Origin of the sequence: Micromonospora sp. NBRC 110037 (assembly GCF_001652995.1) — a bacterium.
Taxonomy (GTDB): domain Bacteria; phylum Actinomycetota; class Actinomycetes; order Mycobacteriales; family Micromonosporaceae; genus Micromonospora; species Micromonospora chalcea.
The window spans coordinates 669,213-688,178 of record NZ_BBVA01000004.1 but is presented as its reverse complement, the minus strand read 5'-3'; the positions used below and the strand labels follow the sequence as shown (position 1 = coordinate 688,178).

At 74.1% G+C, this 18,966-nt stretch carries 16 protein-coding genes; 8 read left to right on the top strand and 8 right to left on the bottom strand.

The window, feature by feature from the left end:
- Window positions 1-172 precede the first annotated feature (172 nt).
- Window positions 173-1,135, top strand: a complete 963-nt coding sequence (locus A4R25_RS16130; protein WP_043325553.1) for a TIGR03557 family F420-dependent LLM class oxidoreductase — start codon at window positions 173-175, stop codon at window positions 1,133-1,135.
- 229 nt (window positions 1,136-1,364) lie between these two features.
- On the opposite strand, the gene A4R25_RS16125 is transcribed toward A4R25_RS16130, so the two are convergent.
- From A4R25_RS16125 to A4R25_RS16100, 6 genes are all read right to left on the bottom strand, one after another.
- On the bottom strand, window positions 1,365-2,162 hold the full coding sequence (locus tag A4R25_RS16125; protein ID WP_064447211.1) for an endonuclease/exonuclease/phosphatase family protein: 798 nt from the start codon (window positions 2,160-2,162) through the stop codon (window positions 1,365-1,367).
- Window positions 2,163-2,166: 4 nt separating this feature from the next.
- Window positions 2,167-3,657 carry a phosphatase PAP2 family protein gene (locus A4R25_RS16120; RefSeq protein WP_064447210.1) on the bottom strand — a complete coding sequence of 497 codons (1,491 nt, stop codon included), beginning with the start codon at window positions 3,655-3,657 and terminating at the stop codon, window positions 2,167-2,169.
- A gap of 77 nt (window positions 3,658-3,734) precedes the next feature.
- Complete coding sequence (locus A4R25_RS16115; protein ID WP_043325557.1) at window positions 3,735-4,736, bottom strand: YihY/virulence factor BrkB family protein; 1,002 nt, start codon at window positions 4,734-4,736, stop codon at window positions 3,735-3,737.
- Complete coding sequence (locus A4R25_RS16110; RefSeq protein WP_043325560.1) at window positions 4,729-5,736, bottom strand: diacylglycerol kinase family protein; 1,008 nt, start codon at window positions 5,734-5,736, stop codon at window positions 4,729-4,731. Before A4R25_RS16110 ends, A4R25_RS16115 begins: the two co-directional genes overlap by 8 nt.
- Window positions 5,737-5,827: 91 nt before the next feature.
- Window positions 5,828-6,403, bottom strand: a complete 576-nt coding sequence (locus A4R25_RS16105; protein WP_064447209.1) for a Clp protease N-terminal domain-containing protein — start codon at window positions 6,401-6,403, stop codon at window positions 5,828-5,830.
- Window positions 6,403-6,639: an HTH domain-containing protein gene (locus tag A4R25_RS16100; protein ID WP_064447208.1), complete on the bottom strand. Its 237-nt coding sequence runs from the start codon at window positions 6,637-6,639 to the stop codon at window positions 6,403-6,405. Before A4R25_RS16100 ends, A4R25_RS16105 begins: the two co-directional genes overlap by 1 nt.
- Window positions 6,640-6,736: 97 nt before the next feature.
- Here A4R25_RS16100 and A4R25_RS16095 point away from each other — a divergent pair, with 97 nt between their 5' ends.
- The 4 genes from A4R25_RS16095 (at window position 6,737) to A4R25_RS16080 (ending at window position 11,842) form a co-directional block, all read left to right on the top strand.
- A complete protein-coding gene (locus A4R25_RS16095; protein WP_043325565.1) occupies window positions 6,737-7,537 on the top strand; it encodes a PP2C family serine/threonine-protein phosphatase in 801 nt (266 codons plus the stop codon).
- Between the two features lie 83 nt (window positions 7,538-7,620).
- A complete protein-coding gene (locus tag A4R25_RS16090; RefSeq protein ID WP_064447207.1) occupies window positions 7,621-8,451 on the top strand; it encodes a universal stress protein in 831 nt (276 codons plus the stop codon).
- A 128-nt stretch (window positions 8,452-8,579) separates the two neighbouring features.
- The gene (locus A4R25_RS16085) at window positions 8,580-10,982 is read left to right on the top strand and encodes a phosphoketolase (RefSeq protein WP_064447206.1); all 2,403 of its coding nucleotides are present in this window, start codon (window positions 8,580-8,582) and stop codon (window positions 10,980-10,982) included.
- Window positions 10,979-11,842: a universal stress protein gene (locus A4R25_RS16080; protein ID WP_064447205.1), complete on the top strand. Its 864-nt coding sequence runs from the start codon at window positions 10,979-10,981 to the stop codon at window positions 11,840-11,842. Before A4R25_RS16085 ends, A4R25_RS16080 begins: the two co-directional genes overlap by 4 nt.
- 46 nt (window positions 11,843-11,888) lie before the next feature.
- On the opposite strand, the gene A4R25_RS16075 is transcribed toward A4R25_RS16080, so the two are convergent.
- Window positions 11,889-14,237, bottom strand: coding sequence for a heavy metal translocating P-type ATPase (locus A4R25_RS16075; protein WP_064447204.1), 2,349 nt, complete (start codon window positions 14,235-14,237; stop codon window positions 11,889-11,891).
- A gap of 91 nt (window positions 14,238-14,328) precedes the next feature.
- Here A4R25_RS16075 and A4R25_RS16070 point away from each other — a divergent pair, with 91 nt between their 5' ends.
- Both A4R25_RS16070 and A4R25_RS16065 read left to right on the top strand, forming a co-directional pair.
- A complete protein-coding gene (locus tag A4R25_RS16070) occupies window positions 14,329-15,366 on the top strand; it encodes a nitroreductase (RefSeq protein WP_231915536.1) in 1,038 nt (345 codons plus the stop codon).
- A gap of 93 nt (window positions 15,367-15,459) precedes the next feature.
- Window positions 15,460-17,127: a GAF domain-containing sensor histidine kinase gene (locus A4R25_RS16065; protein ID WP_176722880.1), complete on the top strand. Its 1,668-nt coding sequence runs from the start codon at window positions 15,460-15,462 to the stop codon at window positions 17,125-17,127.
- Between the two features lie 7 nt (window positions 17,128-17,134).
- On the opposite strand, the gene A4R25_RS16060 is transcribed toward A4R25_RS16065, so the two are convergent.
- The gene (locus A4R25_RS16060; RefSeq protein ID WP_013284884.1) at window positions 17,135-17,773 is read right to left on the bottom strand and encodes a response regulator transcription factor; all 639 of its coding nucleotides are present in this window, start codon (window positions 17,771-17,773) and stop codon (window positions 17,135-17,137) included.
- Between the two features lie 186 nt (window positions 17,774-17,959).
- Here A4R25_RS16060 and A4R25_RS16055 point away from each other — a divergent pair, with 186 nt between their 5' ends.
- Window positions 17,960-18,934 (top strand): hypothetical protein, encoded by a 975-nt coding sequence (locus tag A4R25_RS16055; protein ID WP_064447202.1) that lies wholly within the window; start codon window positions 17,960-17,962, stop codon window positions 18,932-18,934.
- Window positions 18,935-18,966 lie beyond the last annotated feature (32 nt).

Below are 18,966 nucleotides of genomic sequence, written 5' to 3'. Positions count from 1 at the left end.
GGACGATGGAAGGCGTGAGGCAACCGGTTAAGCAGGATCGGCCGGGAGGCGACACCGCTTGACGCGCCGTATGAACTGAACCGGTTAAGAGACGAATGCGAAAGCGGACAGCAGGGTTGACCCGCGCCGGGCGGGGTATCCGGGGACGATCCGCCCGGGAAGGAGACGTGCCATGGTCAACGTCGGTTACACCCTCATGTGCGAGCAGGCCGGCCCGAAGGAACTCGTCGACCACGCCGTACGCGCCGAGGCCGCCGGCTTCGACCATCTGGTCATGTCCGACCACTACTACCCCTGGCTGGAATCGCAGGGCCACTCCCCGTACGCCTGGTCGGTGCTCGGCGCGGTCGCGCACGCCACCAGCCGGGCCGAGCTGATGTCGTTCGTGACCTGCCCGATCCGGCGGTACCACCCGGCCGTGGTGGCGCAGAAGGCCAGCACCATCGGGGTGCTCTCGGACGGCCGCTTCACGCTGGGCCTCGGCGCCGGGGAGAACCTCAACGAGCACGTGGTGGGCGGATGGCCGCACGTGCAGCAGCGACACGAGATGTTCGAGGAGGCGCTGCAGATCATCCGGCCGCTGCTCAACGGCGAGACGCTGACGTTCTCCGGCAACCACTTCGACGTGCCCGACGCGTACGTCTGGGACCGCCCGGACCGGCCGGTGCCGATGGCGGTGGCCGCGTCCGGACGACAGTCGGCCACGCTCGCCGCCGAGTACGCCGACGCGATGATCGCCACCGACCCGCTGTCGCACCTGATCGACATGTACGAGGAGGCCGGTGGCGCGGGCCGCCCCCGCTACGGGCAGGTCGCCATCTGCTACGGCCCGGACGAGGACGAGTGCCGCAAGATCGTGCACGACCAGTTCCGCTGGTTCGGCCTGGGCTGGAAGGTCAACGCCGACCTGCCCGGCCCGGAGTCGTTCGAGGCGGCCACCCGGTTCGTCCGGGAGGAGGACGTGGCCGAGGGCATCTCCTGCGGCCCGGACACCGACCGGCACGTCGAGGCGTTCAAGAAGTTCGTCGAGGCGGGCTTCACCCACGTCGCGCTGGTCCAGGTGGGCGGCGACACCCAGCCGATGTTCCTCGACTGGGCCCAGGAGGAGCTGCTGCCCCGGCTGCGGGAGCTGTGACCGCTGAGGAGTTGACGCCATGCGTATCGGGAACACCGAGATCCGGCCCGCCGGGGGCGGGCTCGGCTGCCTGCTGATGATCCTCTTCTCGATCGTCGCCTCGGTGGTGCTCACCGTGCTGCTCAACCTGGTCCTGTAGCACCCGGCCCGGCGCGCTCGGCGGCGACACCAGAACGGGGTGGCTGCGCCCCCGGCCCACGTACGCCTTCGGTCTGGGCTGGCGCGTCGTTCAGCCGGCCGTGAGGTCCACCTCGGCCAGCACCGGATAGTGGTCCGACGCCGAGTCGGCGTCACCGTCGCGGACCACCCGCACCGCGCGTACCCGGTCGGCCAGCGCCGGGGTGGCGAGCAGATAGTCCAGCCGCATCCCGGCGAACTCGGCGCCGCCGTGCCGGGTCGGCACGGTCCGGCCGCCGGGCTCGTCGCCGCCGGAGCGCGGCCACAGGTCCACCAGCCCGGCGTCGAGCAGCCGGGCCACCGCGCGGGTGTCCACGGTACGGCCGTCGCGGCGCAGGTGCCGCCGCCGGTACGGAGTGGCCAGCCCGGCCAGCCGGGCGGTGTGGTCGACGGTGGGCTCCAGCGTGTTCAGGTCCCCGGCCAGCAGCGCCAGCTCTCCCCCGGTCCGCCGCAGCGCGGCGGCGAGCCAGTCCGCCTCCATCCGCCGCCGCCCACCCGAGTAGGGGTACAGGTGCGTGCTCAGCACGGTCAGCGGTCCCGCGCCGGTGGCGACCTGCACCCGGGCGGCGGCGTGGTGGAACGGGCGGCGGACCCGGCCGGCGCGCAGCACCCGCAGCGGCGGGCGGACCAGCACCGCCACCGGCTGGCCGAGACAGGACCGGGCCAGGTACGCCGCCATCCCGAGCCGCTCGGCCAGCCCGCCCAGCGTGGCGTCCATGCCGCGCAGCTCCTGCAACGCCAGCACGTCGGGGCGCTGCGCGGTGACGACCGAGACGATCCGGTCCCGGCGGTCGGCGCCGCCCGCGTCCCGCCCGCCGGTCCGGATGTTCCAGGTCATCACCCGCAGCATCGGCTCAGTCCGGCCGCGCGGCCTTGGCCAGCTCGTCGTCCAGCTCGTCCACCTGTTCGGACTCGATCGCCGGCTGGTTGCCCTCGTGCACGTCGGCGTTCGGCTTGATCACCCAGTACAGCAGCGACAGCCAGAGCGCGCCGAGCAGGATCGCGCCCATGAAGTCGGTCGGGTGGTGCATGCCCCGGTACATCCGGGAGGTGGCCACGCCGACCGGCATCAGCACGGCCATGCCCACGAACAGCCACCGCCACCACCTGTCGGTACGCGGGAACACGATGACCGCCATGGCCGCCCAGAGGCAGATGGTGGCCGCGATGTGCCCCGAGGGGAACGACGAGGTGGGCATCTGCCCGTCCAGGTTCTCCACCGGCGGCCGGGGCCGGTCCACCACCCGGGCGCTGGCCAGGAAGAGGCTCAGCTCGCCGAACATCGCCAGCACCACGTACAGCACCGGCCGCCAGCGCCGCCACACGGCCAGCACGATCGGGCAGAACACCAGCGACACCAGCAGGATGGCGTGGGTGTCGCCGAACTTGCTCCACCACCAGCTCAGGTCGGTGAGCAGATCGGTGTGCCGCTCGGCGAACCAGCGCGGCACCTTCGTGTCGAGCGTGTCGAAGAACGTGCCCTTGGCGTGGTAGCTGACGAACATGCCGAACGCGTAGAGCGCGCCGAAGACGAGCACCCAGCCGACCAGCAGCTCGGCCACCGCGGAGCGGGGGTGCTCCAGCACCTTCTCCTCGTCCGGCGCGAGCGCCAGCTCGTCGCCCGCCTCCGGTTCCAGGCCCTCGCGCAGCGGCGGCACCGGCCGGCCGCGCTCGCGCCGCCACAGCCGGAAGGCGTACGCGGTGACGCCCAGCCAGGCCGCGCCGAGCAGCCAGCCGCCGATCACGTCGGACACGAAGTGCACGCCCAGCGCGATCCGGGTCAGCCCGACCAGGAAGACAAGCACGGCGGCGACGGCGATGGCGGGCTTGCGCCAGCGCGGCGACATGGCCGGCAGGAACACCAGCAGCAGCGCCCCGTACGCGACGAACGAGCCGAGCGCGTGCCCGCTGGGGAAGCTGTTGCCGGGAGCGTCGGCGATCGGCACGTCCACCACCGGGCGCAGCCGGCCGACGAGCGCCTTGAGCGACGGGTCGAGGATCAGCCCGCCCACGCCGGTGACGATCAGGTAGACCGCCAGCCGGGACTGGCGGCGGATCAGCAGACCCACCACCGCGATGGTGACCAGCCAGATCAGCACCGGCCGGCCGCCCAGGTCGGTGATCGCCTGGAGCACCATGACCAGCGGGCCGTGCGGCGCCACCAGGCCGTTGAACCACTCGGCCGCCGCATGATCGGCGTCGCGCAGCGGGCTCCAGCGGAACCGGACGAGCATCAGGAGCAGCCCGAACCCGACTCCCGCGCCGGCCACGGCGAGCAGGCCCGCCAGACTCCGCTCGGCGAAATGGCCCAGCGGCCGGCGCCCGGCTTCCTTGACCGCGGTCACACCGCACCTCCCTCGTTCCTCTGCGAGGCGCGCTGTACCCGATCGGCGTGTCCCGTACACGCCGGACCGGCGCGGCGTCAGAGCGAGGTCATCTCACCGGTGTCGAACAGGTCCTCGCGGTGCGCCTCCGGCTGCCACAGATCCGGCTGGGCCGGCTCCTCCACGCCGATGCGCATCGCCTCCAGCTGGGCGGCGAAGGCCAGCCCGCCGAAGAGCGCCATGCCGGTGAGGTTGGCCCAGAGCAACAGCGCCATCATGCCGGTCAACGCGCCGTAGGTCTGGCCGAATCCGCCGCTGTACTTCACGTAGGCGGCCAGCAGCAGGCTGGCCAGCCACCAGATCGCGATGGCGATGGCCGCGCCGAAGACGAGCCAGGACAGGCCGGGCTGGCGGCGTCGCGGCGCGTGCCGGAACAGCACCGCGACGGCGATCACCGTCAGGCCGAGGCTCAGCGGCCAGCGGATCACGTCCCATCCGGCCATCGCGGCGTCGCCCCACTCGTAGTGCCGCCGTACCGACTCGCCCATCGCCCGGCCGCCGACCAGGATGAGGAAGCCGGCCAGCGCGGGTACGCCGGCGACCACCGCGAGGACCGTGGCGCGCAGGTACTTGGCCAGCGCCGGACGGTCCCGCTCGACGCCGTAGATCCGGTTCGCGCCCCGCTCGATCTGCGCCATCGTGGTGGTCAGCGCGACCAGCCCGGTGAGCAGGCCGAGGGTCAGCGCCAGCTCGCCGGCGTCCTCGCTGCGCTCGCTGTCGGTCAGCAGGTCCTGCACCATCGCCTCGCTCTGGCCGGGCGTGATGGCCAGTACGGTGTCCGCGACGACCTTGCCGCCCTCGTCCACCCCCAGGTCGGTGATCAGGCCGGTGAGCGCGATCAGGAACGGCACCACCGCCAGGCAGAGCTGCAACCCCAGCGCCCGGGAGTGGCTGAAGCCGTCGCCGTAGCGGAACCGGACGAACGCGTCCCGCAGCAGGCACCAGCCGCCGTGCCGGCGCAGCGTGTGCCAGGCGTCGTCGGCGGACAGCTCGTTCTCGGTCATCAACCGGGTCTCGGGGACCAGCTTGGTGCTACTCACGGCGGGCCTCCTCGACCAGGTGCTCGCCGCGCTCGCCGACCGCGTCGGCGTCCACCGCCAGGTCGGGGTGCTCCTCGGGGCGCGGTACGCAGAGCCAGAGCGACTCGGGGCGGATGGTGGCCTTCAGTGAGCGGCCCGGCTCGATCAGGTCGCCGTCGAGCTGCCGGGGCTGCGCCCGGGTGCTGGTGATCTCGACCGAGCGGGCCCGGAACACCTCCATCCGGGGCACGCTGTCGCGGCGGCGCAGCACCGCCCAGCCCATGGCGAGCCAGTGACGCAGCGCGCGCGGTGTCAGCACCGCCACGTCGAGCCAGCCGTCGTCCGGCTCGGCGTCGGTGAGCAGGCGTACCCCGCCCTGCAGGCGTCCGACGTTGGCGACCAGGACCGACCGGGCCCGGCGGCGCAGCGGCGGGCGGCCGTCGATGCGCACCGAGACCCGCATCGGCCGGTCGCGCAGGTGGCGGGCGGCGCCCATCAGGTACGCCGGCCAGCCGATCCGCTTCTTGGTGGTCTCGGAGGTGGAGTCGAGCATCTGGGCGTCGAAGCCCATCCCGGCCATCACCGCGAAGCACTGGTCGCCGACCACGCCGACGTCGAGGCGGCGCATCCCGCGTTCGACGGCGACCTGGAGCCCGGCGGCCAGGTCGTTCGAGAGGCCGAGGTTGGCGGCGAGGAGGTTTCCGGTGCCCTGGGGCAGCACCGCCAGCGCCACGTCGGTGCCGGCCAGCGCGGTCACGCACGCCATCACCGTGCCGTCGCCGCCGCAGGCGAAGACGACCTCCGCGCCCGCCTTCACCGCCTGTTCCGTCTGCCCGCGGCCCGGGTCCTCGACTGTCGTCTCGTACCAGGTCGGGGCCGGCCAGCCGGCGGCGGCGAGCGCGCCCTCCACGGTCCGGCGGAACTCGTCCAGGTCGGCCACCTTGACCGGGTTGACCACCACTGCCGAGCGCGGGGTGCGGTTCTCCGCGTTCACCGGGCGCTTGTCGTCTGCACCGTCCACGGCGTCAGTGTGCAGGACACGGGGCGTGACGGCGACCCGGCGCAGCGGGACGTTGCGATGACCGCAAACAGGTTTGAAAACCGGGTACGGGTCAGGCGGCCTCGCGCAGCGCCGTGTCGATGCGGCGTCGCAGGTCGTCGATGTCCACCCCGGCCTCGGTGAGCACCGCGGCGGCCAGGCCGTCGCCCTCGCGCAGCAGGCCGAGCAGGATGTGTTCGGTGCCGATGTGCCGGTGGCGCAGCCGCAGCGCCTCGCGCAGCGACAGCTCCAGCACCTTCTTGGCGCGGGGCGAGAACGTGCCGTGGTGCGTCCCGCGACGCCACCACCGGCGCGGGCGCGGGGTCGCCTCACGCAGCGCGTCCGGGCCGAAGGACTCCTCGATCCGGGCCACTATCGCGGCGAGGTCGATGCCGATCTCGCGCAGTGCCGCGGCGTCCGCCGCGCCGAGCCCGTCCACGCCCTGCGCGGTGTGGCGGGCCACCGCGGCGCGCAGGGCGTCGGCCTCGACGCCACCGGCCGCGAGCAGCCGTACCGCCAGGTTGTCGCGGTCGGCGAGCACGCCCAGCAGCAGGTGCTCGGTGCCGACCGGCCGCCGTCCCTCGGTGCGGGCCTCGTCGAGCGCGTGGTGCACCACGGCACGGGCCCGGTCGGTGAATCGTTCGAACATCACGCCTCCCAGCTGTCGCGTACCGCCGGTCGCCCGGCGTGCTTCTTGTGGACCGCCTGCCGGCTGACCTCGAGGGCGTCGGCGATCTCCTGCCAGGACCAGCCCTGTCGCCGGGCGTTGTCCACCTGGATCACCTCCAGCCGCTCCAGCAGCCGGCGCAGGGCGAGCACGGCACGCAGGCCGATCTTGGGGTCGGTGCTGCCGGCCGCCGCCGCGAGTTCCGTCGCCTGACTCATGGTGTCAATGTAGGTTGACAGCACGACGGGTGTCAACCCTGGTTGACACCCGTCGTGGCCTGCCACCCGCGGCCCGCGGCGGTGCTACGGTCCGCTGGTGTTCCGCCGCCGTCCGCTGGACCGGCCGGTCGAGCCCGCGCGCCGGCTCACCGCCGGCCGCCTCACCCTGGAGATCGCCGGGGGCAGCGTCGTCGGGCACCGCTACCCGGAGAACTACGACGTGCTGCACGTCGACCCGGAGCTGCCGCTGGCGGTGGTCTGCGACGGCATGGGCGACGGCGAGGGCAGCCGGATCGCCGGCACCACCGCCGCCGAGACGTTCGTGGCGCGGGTCCGCGCCGACTGGCCCGCCGTCGGCCCCACCGGGCTGCGCGCCGCCGTCGCCGAGACCCAACGGCGGGTACGCCAGGCCGGAGCGGCGCAGCCCGGCCTGACCGGATGCACGCTCACCGCGCTCGTCGTCCAGCCCGACGGCGACCAGGGCTGGCTGGTCCAGCTCGGCGACTCGCGGGCGTACCGGCTGCGCGACGGGCTGCTGGAGCTGGTGACGGTCGACCACACCATGGCCTGGCTGGGTCTGCTGCACGGCTGGTGGCCGCCGGACTCGCCGGAGGCGGCCCGGGCCCGCTACCAGCTGCTGCGCTACGTCGGACACCCGGACCGGCCCGAGCCGGACCTGCTCGCCGTGCCGCTGCGCCGGGGCGACACCTGGCTGCTGTGCACCGACGGGGTCAGCGACCAGCTCGGCTACCACCGGCTGCGCGACCTGCTCGCCGCCCGGCGCGACCCGGCGCGCACCGCCGAGGCCCTGCTCGCCGCCAGCCTCGACGAGGGCGGCGAGGACAACGCCACAGTCGTCGTGCTGCGCGTCCACCCCGCCCTGCCCGCCCCGCGCTGACCGCCGGTTTCCGCCGACCCGGTCCGGCGCACCCGGTCCCGCGACTACGGTGAGTAAAAAGCGGGGTCGGGAGGTGAGCCGGGGTGGCCGCACCCAGCCACGGTTCGGTGGTCGTCGGCGTGGGCCGGTCGGCGGAGGATCTGGCGGTGGTCCGCACCGCCGCCGCCGAGGCCGCCGCCCACCACCGGCCGCTGCATCTGCTGCACGCGTTCAACTGGGCCGCGACGCCCGGGCCCGCCCCGGCGGGCGGCAGCCGCACGGACGCGGAGAACCTGCTGGAGGCCGCCGGGCAGGCAGCCTCCGAGTGCGCGCCGGAGGTGCCGGTCAGCGGCGAGATCGTCGAGGGCTCACCCGTCGAGGCGTTGTTGCGGGCCGCCGACACCGCGTTCCTGATCGCGCTCGGTGACGGCGGCATGTCGACCCGCCCGCACTCGGTACCCACCGACACGCCGGCCGTGGAGGTGGCCGCCCGGGCGGGCTGCCCGGTGCTTGTCGGCCGCGCCGAGCCGGCCCCGCCCGGACCGTTGGTCGTCGGCTTCGACGGGTCGGCCAGCTCCCGCGCCGCACTCGGATACGCCTTCGACTGCGCGGAGAGCCGCGGCGCCCGCCTGCTCGCCGTCCGGGTGATCGAGCCCGGGTGCGGCGACGGCGACGACGGGCTGCTGGAGGAGGCGGTGAACCGGCACGCCGTCCGGCACCCCCGGGTCACCACCGACTGCCTCACCGTCCACGGTGAGCCGACATCCGTCCTGCTCGACCGGTCCCGCGCGGCGCAGCTCGCAGTCGTCGCCGCCCGCGGCGACGGGCCGGTACGGTCGACTCTGGGCGCGGTCAGCCAGTCCCTGCTCTACCATTCGCCGGCCCCGCTGATCGTCGTACGGGGACTCGACACGGGCGCCGGGGACGGATCGTGACGCCCACCCGAGGCGGGACCTACGGCCCTGACCGGCGGCCCCGGACCGGGGCGAAGCTGAACCCGCCGGGGAAGAAGACGTGGTCCCCGAGTGGCAGCAGATCCCGAGCCACGAGAGGCTAAGGCAGCATGGACACCGCGGTGAACCTGCACAGCCCCCTGACCGAGGACGAGTTGCGCCGGCTGGACGCCTACTGGCGGGCGGCGAACTACCTAACCGTCGGCCAGATCTACCTGCTCGACAATCCGCTGCTGCGCGAACCGCTCAGACCCGAGCACGTCAAGCCGCGCCTGCTGGGCCACTGGGGCACCAGCCCCGGGCTCAACCTGCTCTACACGCACCTCAACCGGGTCATCGTCGACCGGGACCTGTCCGCCATCTTCGTCACCGGTCCCGGCCACGGCGGCCCGGCGCTGGTCGCGAACACCTGGCTGGAGGGCACCTACAGCGAGCTGTACCACCACATCCCCCGCGACGAGACCGGCATGCAGCGGCTGTTCCGCCAGTTCTCCTTCCCGGGCGGGATCCCGAGCCACGTGGCGCCGGAGGTGCCGGGTTCGATCCACGAGGGCGGCGAGCTGGGGTACGCGCTGAGCCACGCGTACGGCGCCGCGTTCGACAACCCGGACCTGCTGGTGGCCTGCGTGATCGGCGACGGCGAGGCGGAGACCGGCCCGCTGGCCGGGAGCTGGCTGTCGAACGTGTTCCTCAACCCGGCCCGCGACGGCGCGGTGCTGCCGATCCTGCACCTCAACGGCTACAAGATCGCCAACCCGACCGTGCTGGACCGGATCCCCCGTGCGGATCTGCGCGACATGATGCGCGGTTTCGGCTACCAGCCGTACGTGGTGGAGGGCGACGACCCGGCGACAGTGCACCAGTCGCTCGCCGCCACGCTGGACCGGGCGGTCGACGAGATCGGCGAGATCCAGCGCCGCGCCCGCTCCGGTGAGCGCGTGGAACGCCCACGCTGGCCGATGATCGTCCTGCGTACGCCGAAGGGCTGGACCGGGCCGTCCCGGGTCGACGGCAAGCAGGTCGAGGGCACGTTCCGCGCCCACCAGGTGCCGATCTCCGGCGTCCGGGACAACCCGGAGCACCTGGCCGAGCTGGAGCGCTGGCTGCGCAGCTACCGTCCGGAGGAGCTGTTCGACGCCACCGGCGGCCCGGTCGCCGAGGTGGCCGACCTGCCGCCGACCGGTGACCGCCGGATGAGCGCGAACCCGGTGGCCAACGGCGGTCGGCTGCTGCGCGACCTGGAGCTGCCCGACTTCCGCGACTACGCGGTCGACGTGCCGACGCCGGGCGAGCCGATGGCCGGCGCGACCGGTGTGCTCGGCCCCTGGGTCCGCGACGTGATCGCGCGTAACCCGGAGACGTTCCGCCTGTTCGGCCCGGACGAGATCGCCTCGAACCGGCTCGGCGCGGCCTTCGAGGTGACCGGCCGCGCGTTCATCGGCGCGGAGGTGCCCGGTGACGACCATCTCTCCCCCGACGGCCGGGTGATGGAGGTGCTCTCCGAGCACCTGTGCCAGGGCTGGCTGGAGGGCTACCTGCTGACCGGCCGGCACGGCATCTTCACCAGCTACGAGGCGTTCATCCACATCGTCGACTCGATGGTCAACCAGCACGCCAAGTGGCTGAAGGTGACCCGGGACATCCCGTGGCGGGAGCCGGTGGCCTCGCTGAACTACCTGCTGTCCAGCCACGTGTGGCGGCAGGACCACAACGGCTTCTCGCACCAGGACCCGGGCTTCATCGACCACGTGATGAACAAGAAGGCCGAGGTGGTCCGCGTCTACCTGCCGCCGGACGGCAACACGCTGCTGTCCACCATGGACCACTGTCTGCGCAGCCGGCAGTACATCAACGTGGTGGTGGCCGGCAAGCAGCCCGCGCCGAACTGGCTGACCATGGACGAGGCGATCCAGCACTGCCGCCGCGGCCTGGGCATCTGGGACTGGGCCAGCACCGACGACGGCGTCGAGCCGGACGTGGTGCTCGCCTGCGCCGGCGACGTGCCGACGCTGGAGACGCTCGCCGCTGTCGACCTGCTGCGCCGGCACCTGCCGGACCTGAAGGTGCGGGTGGTCAACGTGGTCGACCTGATGCGCCTGCAACCGCCGTCGGAGCACCCGCACGGCCTGCCGGACAACGAGTTCGACACCATCTTCACCCGCGACAAGCCGGTGATCTTCGCCTACCACGGCTACCCGTGGCTGATCCACCGGCTCACCTACCGCCGGACCAACCACGAGAACCTGCACGTACGCGGCTACAAGGAGGAGGGCACCACCACGACGCCGTTCGACATGGTGATGCTCAACGACCTGGACCGCTTCCACCTGGTCATCGACGTGATCGACCGGGTACCGGGGCTGCGGTCGCGGGCCGCGCACCTGCGTCAGGACATGGTGGACGCCCGCCAGTCCTGCCGCGACTACACCCGGCGCTACGGCGAGGACGACCCCCGCGTCGCCGAGTGGCGCTGGGTCCGCGAGAACGATCCGGCGGTAAGGAGTGGCGAATGAACGAGGAGATCCTCGTCGGCTACGACGGCTCCCCTGACGCGGCTGTCGCCCTGAACTGGGCGCTGGACGAGGCGGGCCGCTCGGGCTGGCCGGTGCGGCTGGCGTACGTCTTCGAGTGGTTGACGGTGACCGGCTGGATCGGTCCCGGGGTGGCCCCGGGGGTGTGGCCGGACGAGGCCGCCCGCCGGCAGGTCGAGGAACTGGTCCGCAAGGCGGCGGCGGACGCCGCCGCCGACCGGCCCGGCCTCACCGTGCACGGCGAGGTGTTCGACGGCCCGCCCGCGCTGGTGCTGCAGGAACGGTCCGCCGAGGCCGGGATGCTGGTGCTCGGCAGCCGCGGCCACGGCGGCTTCGGCGGGCTGCTCGCCGGCTCCACCGCGGTCTCGGTGACAGCGCACGCCCACTGCCCGGTGGTGGTGGTCCGCGACGGTCAGGCCGCCACGTCCGGGCCGGTGGTGGTCGGCTCGGACGGCTCGGAGACGGCGCTGCGGGCGCTCGGCTTCGCGGTCGAGCGGGCCGCCCAGCGGGACGTGCCGCTGCGGGTGCTGCGGGCCTGGGAGCGGCCCGGCGACAGGTGGGTGCCGCCGGGCTTCGACCCGGAGGAGACCGCCGCCGCCGAGCGGGCCGCTGCCGAGGCGGAGCTGGCCACCTGGCGGGAGAGCTTCCCCGACGTGCCGATGGAGGTCGAGGCCGTTCCCGGCAGCCCGTCGGCGCTGCTGGTGGAGGCGAGCCGGTCGGCGCAGCTCGTGGTGGTCGGCAGCCGGGGCCGCGGCGGGTTGCGCGGCATGCTGCTCGGCTCGGTCAGCCAGCAGCTCATCCAGCACTCGCACTGCCCGGTCGCCGTGGTACGCGAGCGCTGACCAGACGGGCGCGCTTGGCTCGTGGAGCACCTGCCGAGGACGGTGGTCAGCGGCCGGACGCGGTGGAGCCCTCCTCCGGGTTGAGCGAGAAGTAATCCTCCTCCTCCTGCGCCAGGTGCAGGCGCAGCACCGCGTCCAGGCCGTAGAGCGCGGCGAGCAGATCGGGCACCTCGTCACGGCGCAGCCGCCCGTCCGGCTGCGCCGTGAGATGCCCGCCGATCCGCTCCACCAGCCGCACGATCTCCACGTGCGCCCGGCTCATCGTGGAGGTCGCCTCGTCGCTGCCGAGCGGCCCGGCCAGCGCCGGGTACAGCTGCCGGTCCTCGGCCGCCTCGTGCGGCAGCACCTCGTCGACCAGACGCCGGTGCACCTCGCGCAGCGCCGGCAGGCACGCCGGGTCGTCCGGTCGGGTCGCCACCATGTCGGCGGTGTCCCGCAGCCGGGCCAGCACGTCCCGGATGCCACCGTGCTCGCCCGCGTACCTGTCGATCAGCTCCGCCGTGTGCGGGGGCAGGTCCCGCCGCCGCAGGCCACCGCCGAGCGCGCGCAGCGCATTGAGGATCACCAGGACGTCGATGCCCTCCTGCAGGAACGCGCCGGCCACCGGGGGCAGCCGGCCCGCGGCCGCCACCAGCATCGCCAGCACCGCCAGGCCCATCCCGACGGTGGCGCTCTGCACCGCGATGCGGCGGGCGTACCGGGCGATCTCGACCGCGTCCGCGAGCCGGTCCAGGCGGTCCACGGTGAGCACCGCGTCGGCCACGTCGGCCGAGGCGGTCGCCCCGGTCGCGCCCATCGCCACCCCGACGTGCGCCTCGGCCAGCGCGGGCGCGTCGTTCACGCCGTCGCCGACCATCACTGTCACCGCGTGCGCCGACTCCTCGCGTACCCGCTCGGCCTTCTCCTGCGGCGAGCAGCGCGCGATCACGTCGTCCACGCCCACGATCTGCGCCACCTGGCGGGCCGTGCCCGGACGGTCGCCGGTCACCATCACCAGCCGGGCCAGGCCCGCCTCGCGCAGCCGCCGCACGGTCCGCCGGGCGTCCGGGCGCACCGGGTCCTCCAGCAGGATCGCGCCCAGCGGCCCGTGGTCGTCGCTGACCCAGACCGCGGAACGCCCGGCCCGTTCGGCGCGCTCACCGAGCCGGCCCGCCCACTCCGGCGGCTCGCCCGCGAACTGCCCGACGTGCACCATCCGCCCGTCGACGCGCCCGCTCACGCCGTGCCCCGGCTCCTCGGTGACATCGGTCGGCTCGGCCAGCGCCAGCCCGCGCTCGCGGGCCTGCCGGACCAGCGCGGCGGCCAGCACGTGCGGGGAGAGCTGCTCGACCGAGGCGGCCAGCCGCAGCACCTCGTCCCGGTCGCCGCCCGGCGCCACCACCACCTCGGCCGCGCGGGGCCGCCCGGCGGTGAGCGTCCCGGTCTTGTCCAGCAGCAGCGTACGAGCGCGGCCGAGCTGCTCCAGCGAGCCACCGTCACGCACCAGCACGCCGCGCCGGGCCACCCGGGACAGGCCGGACACCACGGCGATCGGGGTCGCCAGCAGCAGCGGGCACGGGGTGGCCACCACGAGCACCGCCACCGCCCTGGTGAACTCGCCGGACAGCAGCCATGCCAGCCCCGCCAGCACCAGCGTGAACGGCACGAACGCGGCGGCGTACCGGTCGGCGAGCCGTACCATCGGCGCCTTGCGGGCGGTGGCCTCGCCGGCCAGGCGGACGATGCCGGCGTAGGTGCTCTCCGCCGCGTTGCGGCGGGCCCGCAGCCCGAACCCGGCGCCCGCGTTGACCACGCCGCTGGCGACCTCGTCGCCCGCCGCGCGGGTGACCAGCTGCGACTCGCCGGTGACCACCGACTCGTCGAGCGTGGCCGCCTCCTCGACCACGCCGTCGACAGGCACCACGTCGCCCGGCCCGACCACGAGGCGGTCCCCCACCTCGACGCGGTCCAGCGGCACCACCTCGATCCCGCCGTCCGGGGTCCGCCGCCGCGCCTGCCGGGGCGCGCGTTCCAGCAGCGCCCGCAGGTCACGGGTGGCGCGGCGCTGGGCGTACTCCTCCAGCGCCCGCCCGGTCGCGACCATCACCGCGATCACGGCGCCGGCCAGGAACTCCCGCACCAGCAGCGCGCCGAGCAGCGCCAGCACCGCGATGACGTCCACGCCGAACTGCCGCAGCCAGAGCTGGCGCAGCGTGGTCCAGGCGGCCGGGACGAGCGCGACCACCGTGACCGCCGCCCAGACCAGCCGGGCGGCGTCGTGCGCGCCCGCGAACCACAGCGCCGCCCCGGCCAGCACGGCCGCGGTGAGCAGCACCAGCGGCGCCCACTCGGCCCACGCCCACCGCCGGGCACGGGCCGGCTGCTCGGGTACGCACTCGCGTGGTTCGCTTCCCACGTGTGGATCGTCTCAGCCGGACGTGGGGCGGGCGGGCCGACACGGGTAATCCGGGGGATGGAACGGCGTCCCCACCCGGGCGTGGGGCACGATGGGGAAAACAGGAAAGGTCGTGACGATGAGCCACGAGACGCCGGCCGGCGATCGCCCGTTGACCACCGCGCTCGCGGAGGCCGCCGGAATGGCCGGCCACGCTCCCTCGGTGCACAACACGCAGCCGTGGCACTGGACGGTCCTGCCCGACGCGCTGGAGCTGCGGGTGGTACGCGAACGGCACCTCAGCGCCATGGACCCGGAGGGTCACCTGCTGGTGGTGAGCTGCGGCGCCGCGCTGCACCACGCCCGGGTGGCGCTGGCCGCCGAGGGCTGGACCCCGGTGGTGGAGCGGCTGCCCGACCCGGCCGAACCCGACCTGCTGGCCCGGATCACCAGTCTGAAGCACACCGGAGCTGACCCCGACGCCATGCGCGTCGTGCAGTGCATGCAGGTCCGGCACACCGACCGGCGTCCGGTCAGCGACGAGCCGATCCCGACCGCCGCGCTCGATGACATCGACCGGGCCGCCACCCGCGAAGGCGTGAACCTGCAACTGCTCGACGACACCCAGAAGATCCAGCTCGCCAGCGCCGCCCAGCAGGCCGCCGCCGTCGAGGCGGACAGCCCGGAACTGCGCGAGGAACTGGCGTACTGGACCAGCCGGGCCGGCACCGGCACCGGGCTGCCGCCGGAGGTGCTGCCCGAGCAGGCCCCCCAGACGACCGTTCCGGCCCGCGACTTCGGCCGCGCCGGATCGCTGCCGATCGGCCCCGGCCACGACAAGACCGCCGTGTACGGGATCCTCTGGGGCGCCGACGACGAGCTGATGAGCTGGCTGCGCGCCGGTGAGGCGCTTTCCGCCGCCTGGCTCACCGCCACCCGGCACGGGGTGTCGCTGGTGCCGCTGTCCGGCGTGGTGGAGGTCGAGGGCACCCGTGAGGTGCTACGGCAGATGCTCGCCGGCCTGGGGTTCCCGTACATCAGCATGCGGCTGGGTGTGGCCGACCCGAACCACGCCGGCCCGCCGCACACCCCCCGGCTGGACGTCGCGCAGACCGTCGACACCTCGGCGGTCCGCGACCGGCTCACCTGACCGGTCTCGATCAGGGCGGCCGCCGGGCGATACCATCGCCCGGTGGCCGCCGCACCCCAGCCCCAGCACGAGCACGTCGCGCCGTCGCTCGGGCTGACCCCGCTGTCCCGCGTCCGCCTGGACGAACTGCTCCAGGAGATGCTCGACCGCGTCGGCGAGGTGGTGACCAGCCGCGAGCGGCTCCGGGCGCTGCTGGACGCCGTCGTCGGCATCGGTTCCGACCTCGACCTGCGCAGCACGCTGCAGCGGATCGTGCAGTCGGCGTGCGAGCTGGCCGGCGCCCGCTACGGCGCGCTGGGCGTGATCGGCCCCGACCGGATGCTGCACGACTTCATCGTCCACGGCATCAGCCCCGAGCTGCACGCGAAGATCGGCGAGCTGCCGCACGGCCGCGGCGTGCTGGGCCTGCTCATCGACGAGCCGAAGCCGGTACGCATGCCGGACATCACCAAGCACCCCAACTCGTACGGCTTCCCGCCGCACCACCCGCCGATGCACAGCTTCCTCGGCGTGCCGGTGCGCATCCGCGACCACGTCTGGGGCAACCTCTACCTGGCCGAGAAGCAGGGCGCCGCCGAGTTCACCGAGGACGACGAGGAGATCGTGGTGGCGCTGGCCGCCGCGGCCGGCGTGGCGATCGAGAACGCCCGCCTCTACGCGCTGGCGCACCGGCGCGAACGCTGGCTCGCCGCCGCCGCCGAGATCACCTCGGTGCTGCTCGGCGAGGTACGCCGCACCGACGCGCTGACCCTGGTGGCCCGCCGCGCCCGCGAGGTCGCCGAGGCCGAGCTGGCCCTGGTGCTGCTCTACGACGAGGACGAGGCGCAGTTCACCGTCGAGGTGGTCGACGGCGCCGACCCGGTCACCCGGGAACTGGTCGGCGCGGTGCTGCCGGCCGCCGAGACCAGTTTCGCCGCGTCCGCCACGTCGGGCCGGCACGACCAGGTGGAGAACCTGGCCGCCGCGGCGCCCTGGCCCCGGCCCGTGGTCGCCGGCCCGGCAGTGGTCTCCCCCCTCGCCGCCGCCGACACGCTGCACGGCGTCCTGGTGATCGGCTACCGGCCCGACCACGGCCCCGCCGCCGACGACGACCTCGCGCTGCTGGCCAGCTTCGCCGGGCAGGCCGCGCTGGCCATGGAACGGGCCCGCGGGCAGGAGGAGCGGGAACTGCTGGTGGTCCTGGAGGACCGCGAACGCATCGCCCGCGACCTGCACGACGTGGTGATCCAGCGGCTGTTCGCCACCGGCCTGCAACTGCAGAGCGGCGCGATGAACGCCCGCCCCGAGGCCGCCAAGCGGATCAACCAGGCGGTCGACGACCTGGACGCCACCATCCGCGACATCCGCCGCACCATCTTCGAGCTGCGCACCCCGATGAGCGCGGCGCTGCGCACCGAGATCCGCGAGGCCATCGAAGTGGCCGCCGAGTCGCTCGGCTACCGGCCCGACCTGGAGCTGGTCGGCCCGATCGACAGCGCCGTCCCGGACGAGCTGCGCGGCGAACTCACCGCCGTGCTGCGCGAGGCGCTGTCCAACGCGGTACGCCACGCGCAGGCCGACCGGGTGTCGGTGCGCGTACGCGTCGACTCCGGCCGGGTCGAGATCACCGTCACCGACGACGGGATCGGCTGCGACCCGGAGGCGGCCCGCAGCGGGCTGGTCAACCTGCGGGAGCGGGCCGAGCGGCTGGGCGGCGAGTTCTCGCTGCGCCGGGCCGAGCCGCGCGGCACCGAGGTGCGCTGGAGCGTCCCGCTCGGCTGAGGCGGCGTCAGGTGTTCTTGCCGAGCAACCGGGTCGCCAGCACCGCCGCCTGGGTGCGCCGCTCCAGACCGAGCTTCGCCAGCACGCTGGAGACGTAGTTCTTCACCGTCTTCTCGGCCAGGAACATCTTCCCGGCGATCTCCCGGTTGGTGAGCCCCTCCGCCACGTACTCCAGGATCCGCCGCTCCTGCTCGGTGAGCGACTTCAGCTCCCGGGGCTGCTCCACGCCACTGCGGATGCGCTCCAGCACGCGGGTGGTGATCGCCGGGTCGAGCAGGGACTGCCCGGCCGCCACCCGGCGGACCGCGTCCACCAGGTCGGTGCCGCGGATCTGCTTGAGCACGTACCCGGCGGCGCCCGCCATGATCGCCGCGAACAGCGCCTCGTCGTCCTCGTACGAGGTGAGGATCAACCCCTTGATCGAGGAGTCCACGGCGCGGACGTCCCGGCACACGTCGATGCCGTTGCCGTCGGGCAGCCGGGCGTCGAGGATCGCCACGTCGGGGCGCAGCGCGGGGATGCGGCGCGCCGCCTCCTGGGCCAGGCCGGACTCGCCGACCACCTCGATGTCGCCGCTGCTCTGCAGCAGGTCGGCAAGGCCACGACGGACGACCTCGTGGTCGTCGAGCAGGAACACCCGGATCATCAGTCCTTTCTACCCGCTTTCCCGCGTCAGTAGCACGGGTCGAAAGTCCCGTCCTGCACGCGCCGGCCGGGACCGACGGCCGGGCCCAGGTGGGGACCTCCGGCCCTGCTCACCGCGCCGCCCGCTGACGCACCGTAGTGGTGTACCGGACGGGGGAGCCGGCGCCGCACGAGAGGGAGCACCACCATGACGACCGAATACACCACCGCGGACCTGCGGGCCGCGGTCGCCGACGCGGTCCGGGCGCCGTCGCTGCACAACACCCAGCCGTGGCGGTTCCGGGTGGTCGACGGCGGCATCGAGGTGTCCGTCGACCCGCTGCGCGGCCTGCCCGCCACCGACCCGACCGGCTGGGGCGCGCGCATGGCGGCCGGCGCGGCGCTGTTCAACCTGCGGCTCGCGCTCGCCGTGGCGGGCACCCCGGCCACGGTGCGGCTGCGCCCGTACCCCTCCGACCCGGACGTCGTGGCCCGGCTCGTGCCGGACGTGCCGCGCCGCCCCACCCCGACCGAGCAGAGCCTGTACGGGGCGATCAACCGCCGGTTCAGCAACCGCGCGCCGTTCTGGCCGGACCCGGTGCCGGCCGAGGCCCGCTGGCGGCTCGGCGAGGCGGCCCGGGCCGAGCAGTGCTGGCTGGAGCTGGTGATCGGCACCAGCGCGGTGAACGCGGTCGCCGAGGTCGCCCGCAGCGCCCACCGGGTGCTGGAACGCGACCCCGCGTACGTGGCCGAGCGGGCCGAGTGGATCCGCTCCGAGCCGGCCCCGGACGGCGTGCCCTCCGGCGCCGGCGGACCGCAGAGCGAGCCGCAGGACCTGCTTCCCCAGCGCGGCTTCGGCGGCCGCAACCGCGCCCCCGGCCGCGACTTCGAGCCGGAGCCGCTCGTCGCGGTGCTCGGCTCGGCCGGCAACACCTCCGCCGACCAGATCCTCGCCGGGCAGGCGTTGCAGCGGGTGCTGCTCACCGCCACCGACGCCGGGCTCAGCGCGTCGATGCTGTCCCAGCCGATCGAGGTGCCGGCCGCCCGGGAGGCGCTGCGGATGTCGCTGGGCCGGTTCGGCACCCCGCAGATGGTGATGCGGATCGGGTACGGCCAGCCGGGCCGCGCCACCCCGCGTCGCCCGGTCGAGGAAGTGCTCGACCTGCCGGTCGTGCCGGCCTGACCCGAACCCCTCCGCGGGTCAGGCCGGCCGCA

Bases quoted from the DNA above. Each gene is read 5' to 3' on its own strand.
- A4R25_RS16080 (WP_064447205.1), top strand. From the start codon at position 10,979: ATGAACGAGGAGATCCTCGTCGGCTACGACGGCTCCCCTGACGCGGCT.
- A4R25_RS16055 (WP_064447202.1), top strand. From the start codon at position 17,960: ATGACGACCGAATACACCACCGCGGACCTGCGGGCCGCGGTCGCCGAC.
- A4R25_RS16085 (WP_064447206.1), top strand. From the start codon at position 8,580: ATGGACACCGCGGTGAACCTGCACAGCCCCCTGACCGAGGACGAGTTG.
- A4R25_RS16130 (WP_043325553.1), top strand. From the start codon at position 173: ATGGTCAACGTCGGTTACACCCTCATGTGCGAGCAGGCCGGCCCGAAG.
- A4R25_RS16100 (WP_064447208.1), bottom strand. From the start codon at position 6,639: ATGAGTCAGGCGACGGAACTCGCGGCGGCGGCCGGCAGCACCGACCCC.
- A4R25_RS16105 (WP_064447209.1), bottom strand. From the start codon at position 6,403: ATGTTCGAACGATTCACCGACCGGGCCCGTGCCGTGGTGCACCACGCG.
- A4R25_RS16060 (WP_013284884.1), bottom strand. From the start codon at position 17,773: ATGATCCGGGTGTTCCTGCTCGACGACCACGAGGTCGTCCGTCGTGGC.
- A4R25_RS16125 (WP_064447211.1), bottom strand. From the start codon at position 2,162: ATGCTGCGGGTGATGACCTGGAACATCCGGACCGGCGGGCGGGACGCG.
- A4R25_RS16070 (WP_231915536.1), top strand. From the start codon at position 14,329: ATGGGGAAAACAGGAAAGGTCGTGACGATGAGCCACGAGACGCCGGCC.